The organism is Pseudomonas sp. PvP009 (assembly GCF_017832995.1).
GTDB classification, from domain to species: Bacteria; Pseudomonadota; Gammaproteobacteria; order Pseudomonadales; family Pseudomonadaceae; genus Aquipseudomonas; species Aquipseudomonas syringae.
The window spans coordinates 5130891-5149738 of sequence record NZ_JAFIBG010000001.1 but is presented as its reverse complement, the minus strand read 5'-3'; the positions used below and the strand labels follow the sequence as shown (position 1 = coordinate 5149738).

13 protein-coding genes are annotated in these 18848 nt (G+C 59.9%); 5 read left to right on the top strand and 8 right to left on the bottom strand.

The genetic code is table 11. The annotated features are described in order from the left end of the window. Window positions 1-173: 173 nt before the first annotated feature. Both putA and JOE29_RS22095 read right to left on the bottom strand, forming a co-directional pair. Window positions 174-4127, bottom strand: a complete 3954-nt coding sequence (gene putA / locus JOE29_RS22100; protein WP_103694241.1) for a trifunctional transcriptional regulator/proline dehydrogenase/L-glutamate gamma-semialdehyde dehydrogenase — start codon at window positions 4125-4127, stop codon at window positions 174-176. 157 nt (window positions 4128-4284) lie between these two features. Next, the gene (locus JOE29_RS22095; protein ID WP_154218214.1) at window positions 4285-4455 is read right to left on the bottom strand and encodes a hypothetical protein; all 171 of its coding nucleotides are present in this window, start codon (window positions 4453-4455) and stop codon (window positions 4285-4287) included. Between the two features lie 130 nt (window positions 4456-4585). Here JOE29_RS22095 and putP point away from each other — a divergent pair, with 130 nt between their 5' ends. Then, window positions 4586-6073 (top strand): sodium/proline symporter PutP, encoded by a 1488-nt coding sequence (gene putP, locus JOE29_RS22090; protein ID WP_010419844.1) that lies wholly within the window; start codon window positions 4586-4588, stop codon window positions 6071-6073. Window positions 6074-6156: 83 nt separating this feature from the next. Here putP and JOE29_RS22085 read toward each other — a convergent pair whose 3' ends face one another. Then, window positions 6157-6828 carry a polysaccharide lyase family 7 protein gene (locus JOE29_RS22085; protein ID WP_003318160.1) on the bottom strand — a complete coding sequence of 224 codons (672 nt, stop codon included), beginning with the start codon at window positions 6826-6828 and terminating at the stop codon, window positions 6157-6159. 318 nt (window positions 6829-7146) lie between these two features. On the opposite strand from JOE29_RS22085, the gene JOE29_RS22080 reads away from it, so the two are divergent. From JOE29_RS22080 to JOE29_RS22070, 3 genes are read left to right on the top strand one after another with little or no spacing between them, the layout of a single operon-like run. After that, window positions 7147-9285, top strand: coding sequence for an EAL domain-containing protein (locus JOE29_RS22080; RefSeq protein WP_044312579.1), 2139 nt, complete (start codon window positions 7147-7149; stop codon window positions 9283-9285). A gap of 32 nt (window positions 9286-9317) precedes the next feature. Next, complete coding sequence (locus JOE29_RS22075) at window positions 9318-9842, top strand: M48 family metallopeptidase (protein WP_003392171.1); 525 nt, start codon at window positions 9318-9320, stop codon at window positions 9840-9842. Between the two features lie 26 nt (window positions 9843-9868). Beyond that, window positions 9869-10165 carry a winged helix-turn-helix domain-containing protein gene (locus JOE29_RS22070; protein ID WP_210080030.1) on the top strand — a complete coding sequence of 99 codons (297 nt, stop codon included), beginning with the start codon at window positions 9869-9871 and terminating at the stop codon, window positions 10163-10165. A gap of 7 nt (window positions 10166-10172) precedes the next feature. On the opposite strand, the gene JOE29_RS22065 is transcribed toward JOE29_RS22070, so the two are convergent. After that, on the bottom strand, window positions 10173-10631 hold the full coding sequence (locus JOE29_RS22065; RefSeq protein WP_003305636.1) for a GNAT family N-acetyltransferase: 459 nt from the start codon (window positions 10629-10631) through the stop codon (window positions 10173-10175). A 228-nt stretch (window positions 10632-10859) separates the two neighbouring features. Here JOE29_RS22065 and JOE29_RS22060 point away from each other — a divergent pair, with 228 nt between their 5' ends. Beyond that, entirely contained in the window at window positions 10860-11600 is a 741-nt protein-coding gene (locus JOE29_RS22060) for a transporter substrate-binding domain-containing protein (protein WP_058444653.1), read from the top strand. On the opposite strand, the gene yccS is transcribed toward JOE29_RS22060, so the two are convergent. The 4 genes from yccS to aceF form a co-directional block, all read right to left on the bottom strand. Next, the gene (gene yccS / locus JOE29_RS22055; protein ID WP_057445400.1) at window positions 11578-13776 is read right to left on the bottom strand and encodes a YccS family putative transporter; all 2199 of its coding nucleotides are present in this window, start codon (window positions 13774-13776) and stop codon (window positions 11578-11580) included. The two genes, JOE29_RS22060 and yccS, sit on opposite strands and share 23 nt — an antisense overlap. A 137-nt stretch (window positions 13777-13913) precedes the next feature. Then, window positions 13914-15092 carry an NAD(P)/FAD-dependent oxidoreductase gene (locus JOE29_RS22050; RefSeq protein WP_058444657.1) on the bottom strand — a complete coding sequence of 393 codons (1179 nt, stop codon included), beginning with the start codon at window positions 15090-15092 and terminating at the stop codon, window positions 13914-13916. A 281-nt stretch (window positions 15093-15373) separates the two neighbouring features. Further along, a complete protein-coding gene (gene dbpA / locus JOE29_RS22045) occupies window positions 15374-16753 on the bottom strand; it encodes an ATP-dependent RNA helicase DbpA (protein ID WP_004409408.1) in 1380 nt (459 codons plus the stop codon). 315 nt (window positions 16754-17068) lie between these two features. Continuing rightward, window positions 17069-18715: a dihydrolipoyllysine-residue acetyltransferase gene (gene aceF, locus JOE29_RS22040; RefSeq protein WP_137983906.1), complete on the bottom strand. Its 1647-nt coding sequence runs from the start codon at window positions 18713-18715 to the stop codon at window positions 17069-17071. Window positions 18716-18848: the final 133 nt, after the last annotated feature.

The following is an 18848-nucleotide window of genomic DNA, read 5'->3' as shown; positions in this document are numbered from 1 at the left end:
GGGTAGCAAGATTGATTCGGGTGATGGTCGAGCGTGTGCAGGGGGTATCGAGAGCGGACGCGGATAGTCCAGAGCATGGGAGCGGTCGGTGTCTTTCGGACACCTCTCGTTCCGCACGCTCCAGCGTGGGAATGCCGTTCGTGACGCTCCGCGTCATCTGTTACCGAGCGGCATCAGCCGATCGTCATCAGGCTCGCATTGCCACCCGCCGCCGCAGTGTTGACGCTCAATGCCCGCTCGATCACCAGGCGTTCCAGTGGCACGTTGGTTTCGCCGTGGGACAGGCCGTTGACGCCGACGATGGCACCGCTGCGTTGTGCGATCTGCTGGCAGATGGCACGTAGCTGATCGGAGTCGCCGTGGTGCAGGACGGCGTCGAAGGTGACTTCGTCCTTGGCCCAGTCAGGTACCAGCTTGATGCGCGCTTGAACGTCCTTCGGCAGGCGAGCCCGGAGCGGTTTGCTGATGTCGGTTTCCGGCCACACGGCAGAGCTGCCGACCGCCAGTACGGCTGCCAGTTGAATCAGCAGGTCGTTCTCGTCGTCAGCCAGGCAAAGTACGTGTTCACGCGGCAAGATCGCATAGCTGTTGCGTTCGCCGGTCGGGCCCGCCAGCTGGCGGGTGATGCCGCTTTGCGATTGCTCGGCGTATTGACTGCACAGGGCGTCCAGATCGCTTTGCTGGTTGCTGGCAGCCCAGGCCTTGAGTGCCTGCAACGGCTTGCCCAGAACTTCACGCAGGCGTGTATCCGGTGCAGACAGCGCGTCGCTGCGGACGAACGATTTCTCGATAGCGTCCTGCGGGCGCGTCGACAGCAGGCGATACAGGTACAGCGGGCCACCGGCTTTGGGGCCGGTGCCGGACAGGCCTTCGCCGCCGAATGGCTGAACACCCACCACCGCGCCGACGATGTTGCGGTTGACGTAGACGTTGCCGGCATTGACGTTGTCGATGACCTTGGCGATGGTCTCGTCGATGCGGGTGTGCACGCCCAGGGTCAGGCCATAACCGGAAGCGTTGATCTGATCGATCAGCAGGCCAAGCTCCTTGCGCTTGTAGCGCACCACGTGCAGCACCGGACCGAAGATTTCGCGTTGCAGCTCATCGAAGCTTTCCAGTTCGATCAAGGTCGGCATCACATAAGTGCCGCGCTTGAGTTCGGCGCTGTCGGCAATGGCCACCTGATAGACCGTGCGGCCCTTGTCGCGCATGGCCTGGATGTGTTTTTCGATACCTGCCTTGGCCTCTGCGTCGATCACCGGGCCGATGTCCACGGACAGGCGCTCCGGATTGCCGAGGCGGTTCTCGGCCATCGCGCCCTTGAGCATTTCGATGACGCGGTCAGCAGAATCTTCCTGCAGGCACAGCACGCGCAGTGCCGAGCAGCGTTGACCGGCGCTGTCGAACGCCGAAGACACCACGTCGATCACCACCTGTTCGGTCAACGCCGAAGAGTCGACAATCATCGCGTTCTGGCCACCGGTTTCGGCGATCAGCGGAATGGGGCGACCCTGAGAGTCGAGGCGACCTGCCACGTTGCGCTGCAGCAGCCGGGCGACTTCGGTGGAACCGGTAAACATGACGCCTTTGACACGCTCGTCGCCGACCAGACCGGCACCCACGGTTTCGCCGCGACCGGGCAGCAATTGCACCACGCCTTCCGGGATGCCCGCTTCAAGCAGCAGGCGTACGGCCTGTGCGGCGATCAGCGGTGTCTGCTCGGCAGGTTTGGCCAGCACTGGGTTTCCTGCAGCCAGTGCAGCAGCCACCTGACCACTGAAAATCGCCAGCGGGAAGTTCCACGGACTGATGCAGACCACCGGACCCAGCGGACGATGGCCGTCGTTGGTGAAGTCGTTGCGCGCCTGCACGGCGTAGTAACGCAGGAAGTCCACGGCTTCGCGCACTTCGGCGATAGCGTTGGCGAAGGTCTTGCCCGCTTCACGGACCAGCAGGCCCATCAGCGGCTGGATTTCAGCCTCCATCAAGTCAGCGGCACGCTCCAGAATCGCAGCGCGCTCGCCAGGCGGAGTGGCCTGCCAGATCGGACCGGCGCTCAAGGCGCACTGGATGGCGTTATCGACATCTTGCAGGGACGCTTCCTGCACATGACCGACCACGTCGCGCAGATCCGATGGGTTCAGCGCAGCACTCAGCGTGCCAGCGCTGGCCGGGCAGCCCAGCATCGGGGCGGCTTTCCAGTCGTTGTGCGCGGTAGCCAGCAGGGCCGAAGACAGCGAAGCCAGACGATGCTCGTTGGCCATGTCGATGCCGCTGGAGTTGGCGCGTTCGGTTCCGTACAGATCACGCGGCAGCGGAATGCGCGGGTGCGGCAGACCGAAACCGCCTTCCTGGGTCGCCATGCGTTCGATCTGGCTGACTGGATCGGCCACCAGTTCCTGAATGGAGATCGAGTGGTCGGCAATCCGGTTGACGAACGACGTGTTGGCGCCGTTTTCCAGCAGGCGACGCACCAGATAGGCCAGCAGTGTTTCATGAGTGCCGACCGGGGCGTACACGCGGCAAGGGCGATTCAGTTTGCCGTCGGCGACTTTGCCCACGACCTGCTCGTACAACGGCTCGCCCATGCCATGCAGGCACTGGAACTCGTACTGACCGGGGTAATAATTCTGACCGGCAATCTGGTAGATCGCCGCCAAGGTATGGGCGTTGTGCGTGGCGAATTGTGGATAGATGACTTCCGGTGCCGCGAGCAACTTGCGGGCGCAGGCAATGTAGGACACGTCGGTGTACACCTTGCGCGTGTACACCGGATAGCCTTCCAGGCCTTCGACCTGGGCGCGCTTGATTTCGCTGTCCCAGTACGCGCCCTTGACCAGGCGGATCATCAGACGATGGCGGCTGCGGCGTGCCAGGTCGATCACGTAATCGATCACATAAGGGCAGCGCTTCTGATACGCCTGAATGACGAAGCCGATGCCGTTCCAGCCGGTGAGCTGTGGCTCGAAACACAGGCGCTCGAGCAGATCCAGCGACAGCTCCAGGCGATCGGCTTCTTCGGCGTCGATGTTCAGACCGATGTCGTATTGCTTGGCCAGCAGGGTCAGCGACAGCAGGCGCGGGTACAGCTCATCCATCACCCGCTCGTACTGGGCGCGGCTGTAGCGTGGATGCAGTGCCGACAGCTTGATGGAAATCCCCGGACCTTCGTAGATGCCGCGACCGTGGGAGGCTTTGCCGATGGAGTGGATAGCCTGCTCGTAGGACGCGAGGTACTTCTGCGCGTCATGTTCGGTCAGCGCCGCTTCACCCAGCATGTCGTAGGAATAGCGGAAGCCTTTGGCTTCGAAGCGGCTGGCGTTGGCCAGGGCTTCACCGATGGTTTCGCCCGTGACGAACTGCTCGCCCATCAGGCGCATGGCCATGTCGACGCCCTTGCGGATCATCGGTTCGCCGCTTTTGCCGATAATGCGGCTCAACGAGGACGTAAGGCCCGCCTCATTGTGAGTGGCAACCAGCCTGCCGGTAAGCAGCAGGCCCCAGGTGGCGGCGTTGACGAACAGCGACGGGCTGTTGCCCAGGTGCGGCTGCCAGTTGCCGTTGCTGATCTTGTCGCGAATCAAGGCATCGCGGGTGCCCTTGTCCGGAATACGCAGCAGCGCTTCGGCCAGACACATCAGCGCAACGCCCTCCTGAGAGGACAGCGAAAACTCCTGCAACAGGCCTTGAACGATGCCTGCGCGACCGCCCGCGCTTTTCTGGTTACGCAGTTTCTCTGCAATCGACGCGGCCATCTTGTTGGTTGCTTCGGCAACAGGCGCGCTCAGGCGGGCCTGTTCGAGCAGCATCGGCACCACTTCCTGCTCGGGGCGGCGGTAGGCGGAAGTGATGGCTGCACGTAATACGGACTGCGGTTGAATGCTCTCGGCAAAATCCAGAAAGCATTGCAGCCCCGCGTCTTCTGCCAGCTCGCCGCGGTCTTCGTTTTCCTTGCCGGCAGCACCGTCGAGCTCCAACAGGGTTGCACCACTCTCGAGCTTTTCCAGGTAATTGAAGATCGCCTGCTTGATCAACCAGTGCGGTGTACGGTCGATAGAGTGGGCTGCGGCTTTCAATCGCTCGCGGGTCGGGTCGTCAAGTTTGACGCCAAGAGTGGTGGTGGCCATGTGTTGTCCTCTTTATAGGCTTTATAGGCACGCGAAGGTGGCATCGGCTTTGGCGCAGATTAGCCTCGGGACGGGGCGAGGTGCAACCGGGTGCAACCCTATTTGCAGAATATTTTGTGACGTTTCCGGCGAGTGGCCGATAAAACCAGCACGACGCTCAATGCTGGTGCGTGATTTTTTGTAGATTGCGCGGAAAACGCCCTAAAATGGCGCGTAAATGCACCTGCGCCGGGTTTTTTGTAACAGGTGTAACTTGCATGATGAAATGGGTTGCACCTTGTTTGCTTTGTTTAATAGGATTCGTTCCCGCGGTGCAACCGCCAGTCATTGATTGCCAATCCTTGCGGAGCGATCAGTCAACGCGGTGTCGGGTGCAAAAGCAGGGATGTGCCGAATTTTCGGTCGCTATTCCCTTTGGCATCGGGTGCCAACATAAAAATAATGCCAAGGCAGAACTCATGAGTGTCAGCAACCCTACCTTGATCACGTTCGTGATCTATATAGCGGCAATGGTATTGATCGGCCTGATGGCCTATCGCTCTACCAACAACCTTTCGGATTACATCCTCGGCGGACGCAGTCTTGGCAGCGTGGTCACCGCTCTTTCAGCAGGTGCCTCTGACATGAGCGGCTGGCTGTTGATGGGCTTGCCCGGTGCCATCTATATGTCCGGCCTGTCGGAAAGCTGGATCGCCATTGGCCTGATCATCGGCGCCTACCTGAACTGGCTGTTCGTGGCCGGCCGTCTGCGCGTGCAGACAGAGCACAACGGCGACGCACTGACCCTGCCGGATTACTTCAGCAGCCGTTTCGAAGACAACAGCGGCCTGCTGCGCATCATCTCGGCCATCGTGATTCTGGTGTTCTTTACCATCTATTGCGCATCGGGCATCGTTGCGGGTGCGCGTCTGTTTGAAAGTACCTTCGGCATGTCCTATGAAACCGCCCTGTGGGCCGGTGCTGCGGCGACCATCGCCTACACTTTCGTCGGTGGTTTTCTGGCAGTGAGCTGGACAGACACCGTGCAGGCCACGCTGATGATCTTCGCGCTGATCCTTACGCCGATCATCGTTCTGCTGGCAACGGGCGGTGTCGATACCACCTTTCTGGCGATTGAAGCGAAAGATCCGACCAGCTTCGACATGTTCAAGAACACGACTTTCATCGGCATCATTTCCCTGCTCGGCTGGGGCCTGGGTTATTTCGGCCAGCCGCACATCCTGGCGCGTTTCATGGCGGCCGATTCGGTCAAGTCGATTGCCAGCGCCCGACGCATCTCGATGGCCTGGATGATCTTGTGCCTGGGCGGCACCGTGGCGGTGGGTTTCTTCGGCATCGCCTATTTCTCGGCGCACCCGGATGTTGCCGGGCCGGTGACTGAAAACCCGGAGCGGGTGTTCATCGAGCTGGCCAAGCTGCTGTTCAACCCTTGGGTTGCGGGCGTGCTGCTGTCGGCCATTCTGGCTGCGGTGATGAGTACGCTGAGCTGCCAGTTGCTGGTGTGCTCCAGTGCGTTGACCGAGGACTTCTACAAGGCTTATCTGCGCAAAGACGCTTCGCAGGTCGAACTGGTCTGGGTAGGTCGGGCAATGGTACTGCTGATCGCGATCATTGCCATTCTGCTGGCGGCCAATCCTGAAAACCGCGTGCTGGGTCTGGTGAGTTACGCCTGGGCCGGTTTCGGCGCAGCTTTCGGCCCTGTGGTGTTGATTTCGGTACTGTGGAAGGGCATGACCCGTAACGGCGCACTGGCCGGGGTGATTGTGGGGGCGGCCACTGTGGTGCTCTGGAAACAGTTCAGTACGATGGGGCTGTATGAAATCATCCCCGGGTTCATCCTGGCCAGCATCGCTATCGTGGTGTTCAGCCTGATCGGCAAGCCCGCTTCTGCGTCCATGCAGACCCGTTTCCTGGCAGCCGAACAGGATTTCAAAGCTAACCGCTGACAGGTCTGACTGAAACACAAACGGCCCGTTCTTCTTCGTGAAGCGCGGGCCGTTTTGTATGCGGGCTGTGAACAGCGTGCCGATCAGCTCTGGTTGTGATCGATGTCGAGGTTGTAGAACGTCGCCTTGCCGCCCTCCGAGGTGTACCCGGTATTGTCCTGGGTATACACCCCCGCCTTGAAGTACAGAGGCTTGTCCCGCCAGGTCTCGCTGATGCGCGTGCTCCAGTCCTTATCCTTGGCGCTGACGGACAGTTTTCCGCCCTTGCTCAGGTTGATCACGTAATTGAATGTCTCATTCAGCTTCACACCTTCTACGATGGTGTAAACCTTGCTTTCGTCGTCGTCATAGCGGTTGCGGACTTTTGCAACGATATCGCCGGTCTTGGTGTCTTCCTTGTATTGGAACTCGACTTTCAGGAGCGGCTCTGTGCTTTCGTATGCATGTATTTGTCCGATGACAATCTTGCCGCTGGACGGCACCTGGTCGACTTCCAGTTTGGCGTTCAGATAGTTGTCGGCGTCCGGATAGACCCAATTATGCAGAGAGCCGTCTGCCCATGTTTCCCGAAGTTCGCTACGGGAATATTTTGCGTTCTCGGTTTTACTGCCGGTGACGGGCGACCAGAACACAATGGCGTCGGTTTTGGATTTGAAATATTTACCGTCGTAGCCTTTTACTAACTGAGCGGTTTCGATGGTCTTGGGGGGTGACCCCACCGGGATGCTGAGATTCCACGATCCAAGATCTACCATTTTTGTCTCCGTCCCTAAATGTCTTTGTATCGCTCATAGAAAAAGCCTCTGGCGCGAGGCTTCAGCCGACTTTTATACGACTTGTAGGACAATTTGTTAATAAAAAAATGTCGAACGGATGGCGTCAAAGTGCTGTCACTTCTTCTGCAGGGCAGAGCCTGCAAGGGGTGTAGAGAATGACCGTTAGTCGGCTAGATCGAACTTTGACAGTAGGGAAGAGGCGCCTTGCTTCTGCTTTTGGCGAGACGAGGCTAGAGTTATTCCAAAGTATGACGGTCGTCCTGAGTCTCAGGCGTCATGCCCACAAAGAGAAGCAGCATGGAACGCGTGCCAAACCAGCCAGATGATGGCTCTTCAGTTTTACTTGTTGTAGACGATTACCCGGAAAATCTGGTGACGATGTGTGCTGTTCTGCAAAGAACGGACTGGCACATTGTGACTGCAAGTTCCGGAATAGAAGCATTGACCGTACTTCTTGAGCAGGAAGTCGACCTGGTTTTGCTGGATGTGCAGATGCCGGGCATGGACGGCTTCGAGGTCGCGCGACTGATGCGCGGCAGTCAGCGCACCCGTCTTACGCCGATTATCTTTCTCACCGCCAATGAGCAGACCCAGGATGCGGTGCAAAAGGGCTATGCGAATGGTGCGACGGATTATCTGTTCAAACCTTTCGATCCGAATGTGCTCAAGCCCAAGGTGCAGACCCTGCTCGAGCAGCAGCGCAACCGCCGTGCGCTGCAACAGCTGTCGCTGGAGCTGGAGTCGGCCCGTGCGTTCAACGCATCGGTGCTGGCCAATGTCGCCGAAGGCATTCTGGTCGTTGACGAAGCGGGCACCATCAGCTTTGCCAATCCGGCTATCTGTCAGTTATTGAACACTTCAGTCGATCACCTACGCGGCACCCAAGTGCTGGACTACATCATCGAACCGAAGGTGGGGCACTGGCTGGACTCGGGTTTTTATCAGCACTATCGCAAGTCCGACACCTATCGCGTGCACGATGCCATTCTGCGTACGGCGCAAGGCACGCAACTGCCCGTAGCGTTGTCCTGCGCGGCGCTACCTGCCGAACAGAAGGCAATGGTGCTGACGGTTCTCGATATGTCGGTGGTCCGTGATCTTTATCAGCAGCTTGAAAAGCAGGCTGTCACCGATGCATTGACTGGCCTGCTCAATCGCCGAGGGCTTTATCAGGCCGTTGAAAGCATGCTTTTGCGCAACGAGCGTGCCGATAAATACCTGGTCGTGCTGTTCATGGATCTGGATGGCTTCAAGCAAATCAACGACTCACTGGGCCATGAAGCGGGTGATCAGGTATTGCTCTGGGTCGCCGAGCAGTTCAAGGACAGCATGCGCCCCTATGATGTGCTGGCACGCATCGGCGGCGATGAATTCACTGTCGTGATCGACGGGCTGGATTACCCCGAACAGGCGGCCAAGATCGCCGAAAAGCTCATTGAGCGGGTATCCGGAAGACGCCAGGTCGACGGCGTCGAGATCACGCTGGGTGCCAGCGTCGGTATTGCAACCTTTCCGGACTGCGGCTCGAATCTGGACGGTCTTCTGCGCGCGGCAGATATCGCCATGTACGAAGCCAAGCGTGCCGGGCGGCAGCAATATCGATTCTATGATCAGAACATGAACGGGCGCGCCCGCTCGCGCCTGATGCTTGAGGAAAGCGTGCGTACGGCCATCGACGGTCGGGATTTTTCAGTGGTGTACCAGCCCCAGATTCACGTGGCGGATGGTCGCTTGCGTGGTTTCGAGGCCTTGCTGCGCTGGCAGCATCCTGCGGTCGGAGAGGTCCCGCCTGCGCTGTTCATTCCGCTGCTGGAAGAGACCAGGCTAATCAACCGGCTCGGCAGCTGGATCTTTGATCAGGGCGCCGAGCAGCGTCAGGCATGGAGCCACATCTTCGCGCCCGACATGGTGCTGAGTGTCTGCGTCAGTCCCACGCAATTCTGTCTGCCCAATCTGGCTTCGGAATTAAAACGCGCCATGGATCGCTTCGAGCTGAAACCTGGGCAAATAGAGGTGGAAATCACTGAAACCGCGTTGGTCAACAACCTGACACACAGCCACAAACAGCTGAAGTTGCTGCATGAGGCCGGTGTGCGCATTGCGCTCGACGACTTTGGTACGGGCGAATGCTCGTTGTCGCACCTGCGCAATCTGCAACTCGACACCTTGAAGCTGGACAGGCGTTTTGTGGCCAACATCGTCGGGTCAAAGCGCGAGGCGGCGATGGCCAGCAGTATCATCGACCTGAGCCGCAACCTCGACATGCTGGTTATTGCCGAAGGCGTCGAGACAGCCGAGCAGTATCAGTGGCTGGCCGACAACGGCTGTCAGGTCATACAGGGCTTTCTGATCGCTCATCCGATGGTGCCGGAGGACGCGTTGCGCTTTCCCGGGCACTTTGACGTGGCGGGCTTGAGGCAGAGCGGATTGTTGTAGAATGGCGTTTTTCGATCTCACGCAAAGGCCCTATGACTGCATCCAGCCATGCTCCGCTCAAATACCTGCAGGCCTATCCGCAGGCCCTGCAGGATCAGGTGCAGCAGCTGATTGCCGAGGATCGCCTGGCGGATTATCTACAGCAGCGCTACCCCGCGCGGCATCAGGTCCAGAGCGACAAGGCCCTTTACGCCTATGCGCTGGCGCTCAAGCAGGATCACCTGCGCAACGCGCCAGCCATCAAGAAGGTGCTTTTCGACAATCGCCTGGACCTGACCCATCGCGCGCTGGGCCTGCATACCAAGATATCCAGAGTGCAGGGCGGCAAGCTCAAGGCCAGTAACGAAATTCGTGTGGCCGCGCTGTTCAAGGAAGCACCGCCGGAATTTCTGAAAATGATCGTTGTGCACGAGCTTGCACATTTTCGTGAGTCGGACCACAACAAGGCGTTCTACCAGTTGTGCGAGTACATGTTGCCCGGTTATCACCAACTGGAGTTCGATTTGCGCGTTTACCTGACGTACCGTGATCTGCAGGCCGCACGAGCGCCATGCTGAGCCAGGCACTGAAAAAGGATTCGAAGATGCAGGTCAGCAAGACCAAAAGCAGTTTCTATCGCCGCCTGTACGTGGCTTACCTGATCGATTCACAGATCGCCAGCAGCGTTCCGGAGCTGATGGCGGCAACCGGCATGCCGCGTCGTACCGCGCAGGACACCATCAGTGCGCTCGCCGATCTGGATATTGTGTGTGACTTCGAGCAGCTCGAAGGCGGCCGCAATCACGCCGGCAGCTACCGGGTCCGTGACTGGGGCGCCGTTGACAAGGGCTGGATTGCCGACAATCTGCTGCGCATCAAGGCTGTGCTGGAGTACCCCTGAGCGGTTTTCAGTCCAGATCGCGACGCATGCCGATATGCGGAATGTCGTCTTCCAGGTAGACCTCGCCCACCGGATTGAAGCCGTAGCGGCTGTAATAGCCTTGCAGATGCGCCTGGGCCGATAGATAGATGGGCTGGTCGGGCCATTTGCGTTCGGCGTTTTCCAGGGCCTGCTCCATCAGCTCATGGCCGATGCCCCTGCTGCGAATCGAAGGCGCTGTCACCACCCGGCCGATGGTCACGTCGCCGCCTTGCTGGATGGGGTCGAGCAAACGCAGGTAGGCGACCAGCTTGTCTTCCTGCCAGGCCATCAGGTGGCAGGTATCGCCCGTCAGGTCCTGTCCGTCGACGTCCAGATACACGCATTGCTGCTCGACCACAAACACTTCGGCACGCAGTTGCAGCACGGCATAGAGTTGCTCGATGCTTAGCTCGGTGTGATGTTTGCAGATCCATTTGATAGACATGTCGCAGACTCGCAGGGAAACCAGAAGCGAAGTCTAAACGTATCCGGCGACATTCCCAATAAACGCCGTCAACGTTCTAAAGGGTGCGCCGGTTGATCATGTTGCTTGCCCGGCTTGTCTACTGCCTGCTTGAGGTCTTCAATTAAAAACGGCAGGCGCCTTAACGCGCGAGCGTTTCCCTGCCGATAGGATTAAATTGGGTATGCCGCCCCTTTCAGGAACCTGAGCATGTCGCAGTCGCTTCGAGCGGTGGGGTTGCTGGTCGTTCTGCTGATGGCGCAGGCCAACGCAGCTGAAAAGCTGCGTCTTGTCGCCGACCCCTGGCCTCCCTTTACCGACGCGCTGCTGCTCAACGGCGGGCTGGCGACCGATATCGTCAATACGGCGCTGCGCCGTGCTGGATACACCACGCTGTACGAGCAAGTGCCATGGGCGCGAGCGATGTTGGGCTTGAGTGAAGGGCGTCACGATGTGCTGATCAATGCCTGGTTCAGCGAGGAGCGTACGAAAGTTGGCCAGTTTTCTGCGCAATACCTGCTCAATCGGGTGCGCTTCATCAAGCGCAAGGAATCGCCGATTGGTGCCCTGACCCATGAGCAATTGCACAAGTACGTCATCGCTGTGGTGCGCGGTTACGCTTATACCCCTTCTTTTGACAGCGACACCCAGTTGCAGAAAGTCCCTGTGCAAAACTTCTCCACCGCCATACGCATGCTTGCTGCCGAGCGTGTCGACCTGACCCTGGAAGACGAATACGTCGCCCGTTACAACCTGGCGATGGAACCGGACGAGGTTCGTGACCGGGTCGAGTTTCTACCGGGCTCGCTGAGCGAGAACAGCCTGCATATTCTGGTCAGCCTGAAAAATCCCCACCACGACAAGATCGTCGCCGACTTCGATCGCGAAATTACCGCCATGAAAGCGGATGGCACCTATGATGAACTGCTCAGACTGCATGGGTTGCAGTAGCCTCCGGAGCTTTGATCAAGTGCGCGGCGAGGGTGCGCAGCGGGGCCAGCTGGCGGCAGATCAGCGCCAGTTGGGCTTGCACCAGTCGCTGACTTTCGTCCATGTCTTCGGGCAGTTGCTCCAGTTGCGCGGCTAACCCTTCCTCGACATCGCTCTGCACCGCAACCGGCTTTTTCTCGGCCAGCCCTGCAGCGATCTCGTCGATGCTGGCGGCCAGCGTGGCACCGACGTGATCGATCAGGTGTTCGCGCACATCACTCGGCAATTGCGTATCACGATGCGCGCCGAGGCCTGAAAGGTAGCTGAGCAGCGTGTGCGACAGCACCAGAAAGCGAAAGCCCACGTCGGCCTCTTTGCGGAAGTGACCGGGCTCCATGAGCATGTTGGCCAGCGTGGTCGACAGCGCGGCGTCGGCGTTGTGGGCATTGCGCCGCGCCAGTCGGTAGGCCAGATCGTCACTCTTGCCCTTGGCGTACTGTTGCATGATCTGCCGCAGGTAGATGCTGTTGCAGGTCAGGGTGTTGGCCAGCACCTTGTTCAGGCGCCGCCCCTGCCAGTCCGGCAGAAACAGGAACACTGCCAGGCCAGCAATAAGGCTGCCCAGCAACGTATCGAACAGCCGGGGCAGGAACAGGCCGTAACCGTCGCCGACCTGGTTGAAGCAGAACAGCACCATCACCGTGATGGCGGCAGTCGACAGGGTGTAGCGCGTGGTCCGATTGACGAAGAACACCACCCCGGCCAGCACGGCGCACATCGATTGCAGAATCGGGCTGGTGACCAGATCGAACAGCACCCAGCCGACCGTCAGGCCAATCGCGGTGCCGATGATCCGCTGGCCGAGCTTGAGCCGGGTAGCACCGTAGCTGGGCTGGCAGACGAACACCGTGGTCAGGATGATCCAGTAGCCCTGTGACGGGTGAATCAGGTGCACCATCGCGTAACCGATGGTCAATGCCAGCGGCAGGCGTAGCGCGTGACGAAACAGCAGCGAAGTCGGGGTCATCTGCAGGCGCAGGCGTGTCCAGACATCCTTGAGGTTGCGCGGCGAGCGGTCCAGCAGGCTGCTGTCGGTGGCATCGGCCACGGCGTCCGGGTTGCTGGCGTCGCTGATCAGACGATCCAGAGTGCCAAGGTTGGCGGCCAGCGCGCGCAGCGAACGCAGCAGGCCGCGCCACGCAGGGTTGCTCTGGATGCGCAGGTGCTCAAGGGACGCGTGCAGGTCTTCCATGGCTTCGGCGAAGCTTGGGTCATACACGAACGGCTGCCGCAGCTGGATGGATTCCGACAGCGCCTGGCAGGCAACGCCCTGTTGACGCAGCAGGCGCTGGCAGCGGAACAGCACGTCGCTGTGGAAAAACGCATCGGCCAGTGAGTTGTAGGGGTAATGCGACGAGCTGGCGCGCTCGTGGATGTCCTGGGCGATGAAGTACAGCTTCAGGTAGCGGCTGACTTTGGAGCCGGGACGGCCGCTGCCGACGCGGTGCAGGATGATTTCCTTGGTGGAGTTCAGCGCGGCGACCACTTTGCCGTTCTGCTGCGCCAGTTCCAGGCGACGGGCCTCCACGTTGAGTGTGCGAATCGGTTCAAACAGGGTCGACTTGAGTTTCAGATACTGGCCCAGCTCGCGAAACAGTCGCGCCAGCGCCTGTTGCACCGGCTGGTTGGAAAACAGCATCTGCCACAGCACCGACAGCAGGCCGTACCAGGCTGCGCCCGCCACCAGCAGCATCGGTTCATGCCAGAAGTCCAGCACTTCACCGCCACGCTGATCGACGCCGATCATGGTGTAGACCGAAAGGATCAACGTGCCGTAGGCAATCGCGCCATAGCGTTCACCCAGCGCACCCAGCATGGTCAGGCAGAAGCTGGCCAGCGCCAGTGAACAGACAAACAGGATGGGGTAGGGGAAGAGCAATTCGACGGCGAGGGCGGCGATGCTGAAACACACCAGTGTCACGGCCAGTGCGTTGAGTCGGCCCTGCCAGCTGTCGTCGGTCTCGGCCAGGGCGCAGGCGATAATCCCCAGAAACAGCGGGATCAGTAACGCCATTTCGTTTTGATACCAGCACAGCGCCATGCTGCCGGTCAGTGCGATAAAGACTCGAACGCTATAGCTGAATTTATCCAGCGCCCACAATCGACGGAATGTATGACGGAGAGATTTCGATGCCATGGGTTAGCTTGACGGCCCTGTTCGCAATTGATCGATCGTGCAGGAGGATATGTACAGACCAAATGACTGGCTGTACATCCGCCGCGCAAAATTTATACCGGTTTGTAGTGTGGTGATGTTGCGTATCAGCGACTACGTCACACGTAGTGTGCGGCAGCATAGGCCGAGGCCCACGCCCACTGAAAGTTGAAGCCGCCCAGATGACCGCTCACGTCCAGCACTTCGCCCACGAAATATAGGCCAGGGGATTTCAGCGATTCCATGGTCTTGGACGACACTTCGCGGGTGTCGATACCGCCCAGCGTCACTTCGGCCGTGCGATAACCCTCGGTGCCCGCCGGGACCACCTGCCAGCTCGCCAGCTTTTCGGCGATTTCGGCCAGTTCGGCGTGGGTGTACTGCTTCATCGGTTTGGAAACGAACCAGTGTTCGGCGATCAGGTTGGCCATCTTCTTGGTGAACATCTCGCCCAGCAGGGTTTTCAGTTCACTGTTGGGGCGCTCGGCCTGCTGCTGGTTGAGCCAGGCGGGCACGTCATGATCGGGCAGCAGGTTGATCTCCACGGTGTCACCGGGCTGCCAGAACGAGGAGATCTGCAGGATCGCCGGGCCACTGAGGCCGCGGTGGGTGAACAGGATGTTTTCGCGGAAGCTGGTGTCGTTGCAGCTCACCAGACAATCCACCGAGGTGCCTGACAGTTCGGTGCACAGCTCCTTGAGCTGATCGGTGATGGTGAACGGCACCAGCCCGGCGCGGGTCGGCAGCAGCGTGTGGCCGAACTGCTTGCCGACCTGATAGCCAAAGCCGGTGGCGCCCAGCGTCGGAATCGACAGCCCGCCCGTGGCAATCACCAGCGACTGGCAGTTCAGGGTGCCCAGCGTGGTCTGCAGGCTGTAGCCGGCGTCGGTTTTTTCGATCTGCTGCACGGAGGTGTCCATGTGCAGGCTGACACCGGCCTGGCGGCACTCTTCCAGAAGCATTTCCAGAATGTCGCTGGACTTGTTGTCGCAAAACAGTTGGCCGAGCTTTTTCTCGTGATAAGGCACGCCATGTTTGGCGACCATCGCGATGAAATCCCATTGGGTGTAGCGGGCCAGGGCCGATTTGCAGAAATGCGGGTTCTGCGACAGGAAGTTGGCCGGTTCGGTGTACATATTGGTGAAGTTGCACCGCCCGCCACCGGACATCAGGATCTTCTTGCCGGGTTTGTTGGCGTGGTCGATCAACATCACCTTGCGCCCGCGAGCGGCAGCGGTGAACGCACACATCAGACCGGCAGCGCCGGCGCCAATGATTACAACGTCAGTAACGGGCACAGCGTGGTTCCTCGATCTTCAGGTCACGATCGTTCCCATGCTCCGCGCCAAGCTATGCACAAGCCTGTTTTTGATTCTAGCCGAAGGCCGTGGGAGCGAACGTGTTCGCGAAAGGGCCGGTAGGTTCTCCGAAGATTTATCGTCTGAACTACCGTCTTCGCGAACAAGTTCGCTCCTACGCCCTGCGGGCAGAAGCCTGAAAACCGCGTTTTCAGGACCTTCGGGGCCTGTATATGACGCTCGGCGCGGCGTGTAGGGACTATCAGGGTCAACGATAAACTTTACAAAATCCGCACGCGCAACGACTTGCCCTTGATCTTGCCATTGTTCAAACGTTCCAGGGCCTGTTTGGCCATGCTGCGCTCGACGGCAACGTAGGCCTGGAAGTCGAAAATCGCGATCTTGCCGACCTGAGTGCCCGGAATGCCTGCCTCGCCGGTCAATGCGCCGAGGATGTCGCCTGGACGCAGCTTGTCCTTGCGGCCCGAGCCGATGCACAGGGTGGTCATGGCGGGCAGCAGCTTGCCGCCTTCCTTGATGCTCAGTCTGTCGTATTGCTGCCAGTTCAACGGCGCTTTCTGCAACTCTTCGATGGCACGGGCGCGCTGGCTTTCCGACGGGGCCACCAGGCTGACCGCGATGCCTTTCTCGCCTGCACGACCGGTACGGCCGACACGGTGGATGTGGATTTCCGAATCACGCGCCAGCTCGACGTTGATCACCATGTCCAGCGCGTCGATATCCAGACCGCGCGCGGCCACATCAGTGGCGACCAACACCGAAGTGCTGCGGTTGGCGAACATCGCCAGCACTTGATCACGGTCACGCTGTTCCAGATCGCCATGCAGGCCGACGGCAGACATGCCCTTGGCGGTCAGGTGATCGACCACTTCCTGCACCTGCTGCTTGGTGAAGCAGAACGCCACGCAGGAGGCAGGACGGAAATGGCCGAGTACCTTGACCACGGCTTCCAGGCGCTGCTCCGGGGAGATCTCGTAGAAAATCTGCTCGATCTGGCTGTCGGCGTGCAGTGCCTCGACTTTTACGGTCTGTGGATCACGCATGAATTTCGAGGACAACTGCTTGATGCCAACCGGGTAGGTCGCCGAGAACAGCAGGGTCTGACGGCGCTGCGGGGTCTGCTCGATGATGTCGGCGATGGCGTCGTAGAAACCCATGTCCAGCATGCGATCGGCTTCATCGAGAATCAGCGTGTTCAGGCCGTCCAGGACCAGCGAGCCCTTGCGCAAATGCTGCTGTATGCGACCCGGAGTACCGACGATGATGTGCGCGCCATGCTCCAGCGAGCCGATCTGCGGGCCGAACGAAACGCCGCCACACAGGGTCAGGACCTTGATGTTGTCCTCGGAGCGCGCCAGGCGGCGGATTTCCTTGGCCACCTGGTCCGCCAGTTCGCGGGTCGGGCACATGACCAGTGCCTGGCAACCGAAGAAACGCGGGTTGATCGGGTTGAGCAGGCCGATGCCGAACGCAGCGGTCTTGCCGCTGCCGGTCTTGGCTTGCGCGATCAGGTCCATGCCCTTGAGGATCACCGGCAGGCTCTGCGCCTGAATCGGTGTCATTTCGGCATAACCAAGCGACTCCAGGTTAGCCAGCATGGCAGCGGACAGAGGCAGAGAATTGAAAGCGGTGTTAGTCACGACGGTGAACCTGCAAAACAAAAATGTCGCGTAGTGTATCACCCGCCAGTCAGACCTGGCACCGCGATAAAGGGCGTGGGAACGAGCTTGCTCGCGAAGGGGCCCGTACAGCCCCAGAAGATGGGGCGTCTGGACCATGGTCTTCTTGAGCAATGCGGATCGCCGCCCCGGTCACACAGGATCCAACAATGAGCGCGGAGCATGGGCGCGATATCCAGGGCAAAAAAATCCCCGCTGGAGGGCGGGGTTGAGGTTCGAGCGTGGCAGCTCGCAAAGGTGTACAGCAAGGCCCGTCCGGGGACGGGCCTGCAGGGCTTACAGCAGGATTGTGCGGATATCCGCCAGCAATTCGCTCAAGCGCTTGGTGAAGCGGGCAGCAGCTGCGCCGTTGATCACGCGGTGATCGTAGGACAGCGACAGCGGCAGCATCAGTTTCGGCTGGAAGGCTTTACCGTCCCAGACGGGCTGGATGGTTGCCTTGGACACACCGAGGATCGCCACTTCCGGCGCGTTGACGATCGGCGTGAAGCCGGTGCCGCCAATGTGGCCGAGGCTGGAGATGGTGAAGCACGCGCCCTGCATGTCGTTCGCAGTCAGTTTCTTGTTGCGCGCCTTTTCCGCCAGTGCGGCGGCTTCGGCAGCCAGTTGCAACAGGCTCTTCTGGTCGACGTCGCGGATGACCGGGACCAGCAGGCCGTCCGGGGTGTCCACGGCAAAGCCGATGTGCACGTACTTCTTGCGAATCACTGCCTTGCCGCTAGGTGCCAGCGATGCGTTGAAGTCCGGCAGCTCCTTGAGCAGGTGGGCGCAGGATTTGAGCAGCAGCGGCAGAACGGTCAGCTTGACGCCAGCCTTCTCGGCAGCGCCTTTCTGCGCCACACGGAAAGCTTCCAGGTCGGTAATGTCGGCCTGGTCGAATTGCGTGACGTGAGGAATGTTCAGCCAGCTGCGGTGCAGACCGGAAGCGCCGAGTTGCATCAGTCGCGTCATCGGTACTTCTTCGATCTCGCCGAAACGGCTGAAATCGACTTCCGGAATCGGCGGGATGCCCGAGCCGCCGCTTGCGCCGCCTGCTGGAGCTTCCTTGGCCTTCTGCATCATGGTTTTGACGTAAGCCTGAACGTCTTCTTTCAGCACGCGGCCGTGCGGGCCGGTGGCGCTGACTGCGCTCAGCTCGACGCCGAATTCGCGAGCCAACTGACGAACGGCCGGGCCTGCATGAACCTTGGTACCGTCTTTTGCCGGAGCCGCTGGAGCGGCCGGCGCAGGTGCTGCCTCTGCCTTGGGAGCAGGAGCTGCGGCCTCAGCCTTGGCCGGGGCAGCAGCGGGTGCGCTGGCGGCATGGGCCGGAGCTGCGGCAGGCGCGGCGCCTTCGACTTTCAGTTTCAGAATCAGATCGCCGGTACCGACTTCCTGGTCCAGCTTGACTTCGATGCTCTCGACAACGCCTGCTGCCGGAGAAGGGATCTCCATGCTGGCCTTGTCGGATTCCAGGGTGATCAGCGACTGATCGGCCTGGATGCTGTCACCAACCTTGACCATCAGTTCGATGATCTTGGCCTTGCCCGACGAGCCGATGTCCGGCACGTGGATGTCCTGAACGCTGGCGCTGGCTGCCGGAGCAGGCTCGGCGGCGGCCGCAGGTGCAGGTGCCGCTTCAGCCGGCTTTTCCGCAGCAGCAGGGGCTGCGGCAGGTTCGGCAGCAGGCGCCGGGGCCGCAGCCGCTTCGCCTTCCACTTCCAGTTCGAACAGCTCGTCGCCTTCTTTCAGGCGGTCGCCCAGCTTGACCTTCATGGTCTTGATGACGCCAGCCTTGGGCGCAGGGATTTCCATGCTCGCCTTGTCCGACTCAAGCGTCAGAACGCTCTGGTCGGCTTCGATGCGATCACCGACCTTGACCATCAATTCAATGACTTCGCCTTCACCGTTGCCGATGTCGGGTACACGAATTAACTCACTCACTATGTCTCTCCTTAGGAGAACCTGTTCACTCACGAATACGCTGGTTCAGTTACAACGAAACAGCGTTGGATGCTCATTTACGTCGAGTAAATTCCGCATCCTCGGCTGTTTACGCTCTGATCAGCGCTCTTGA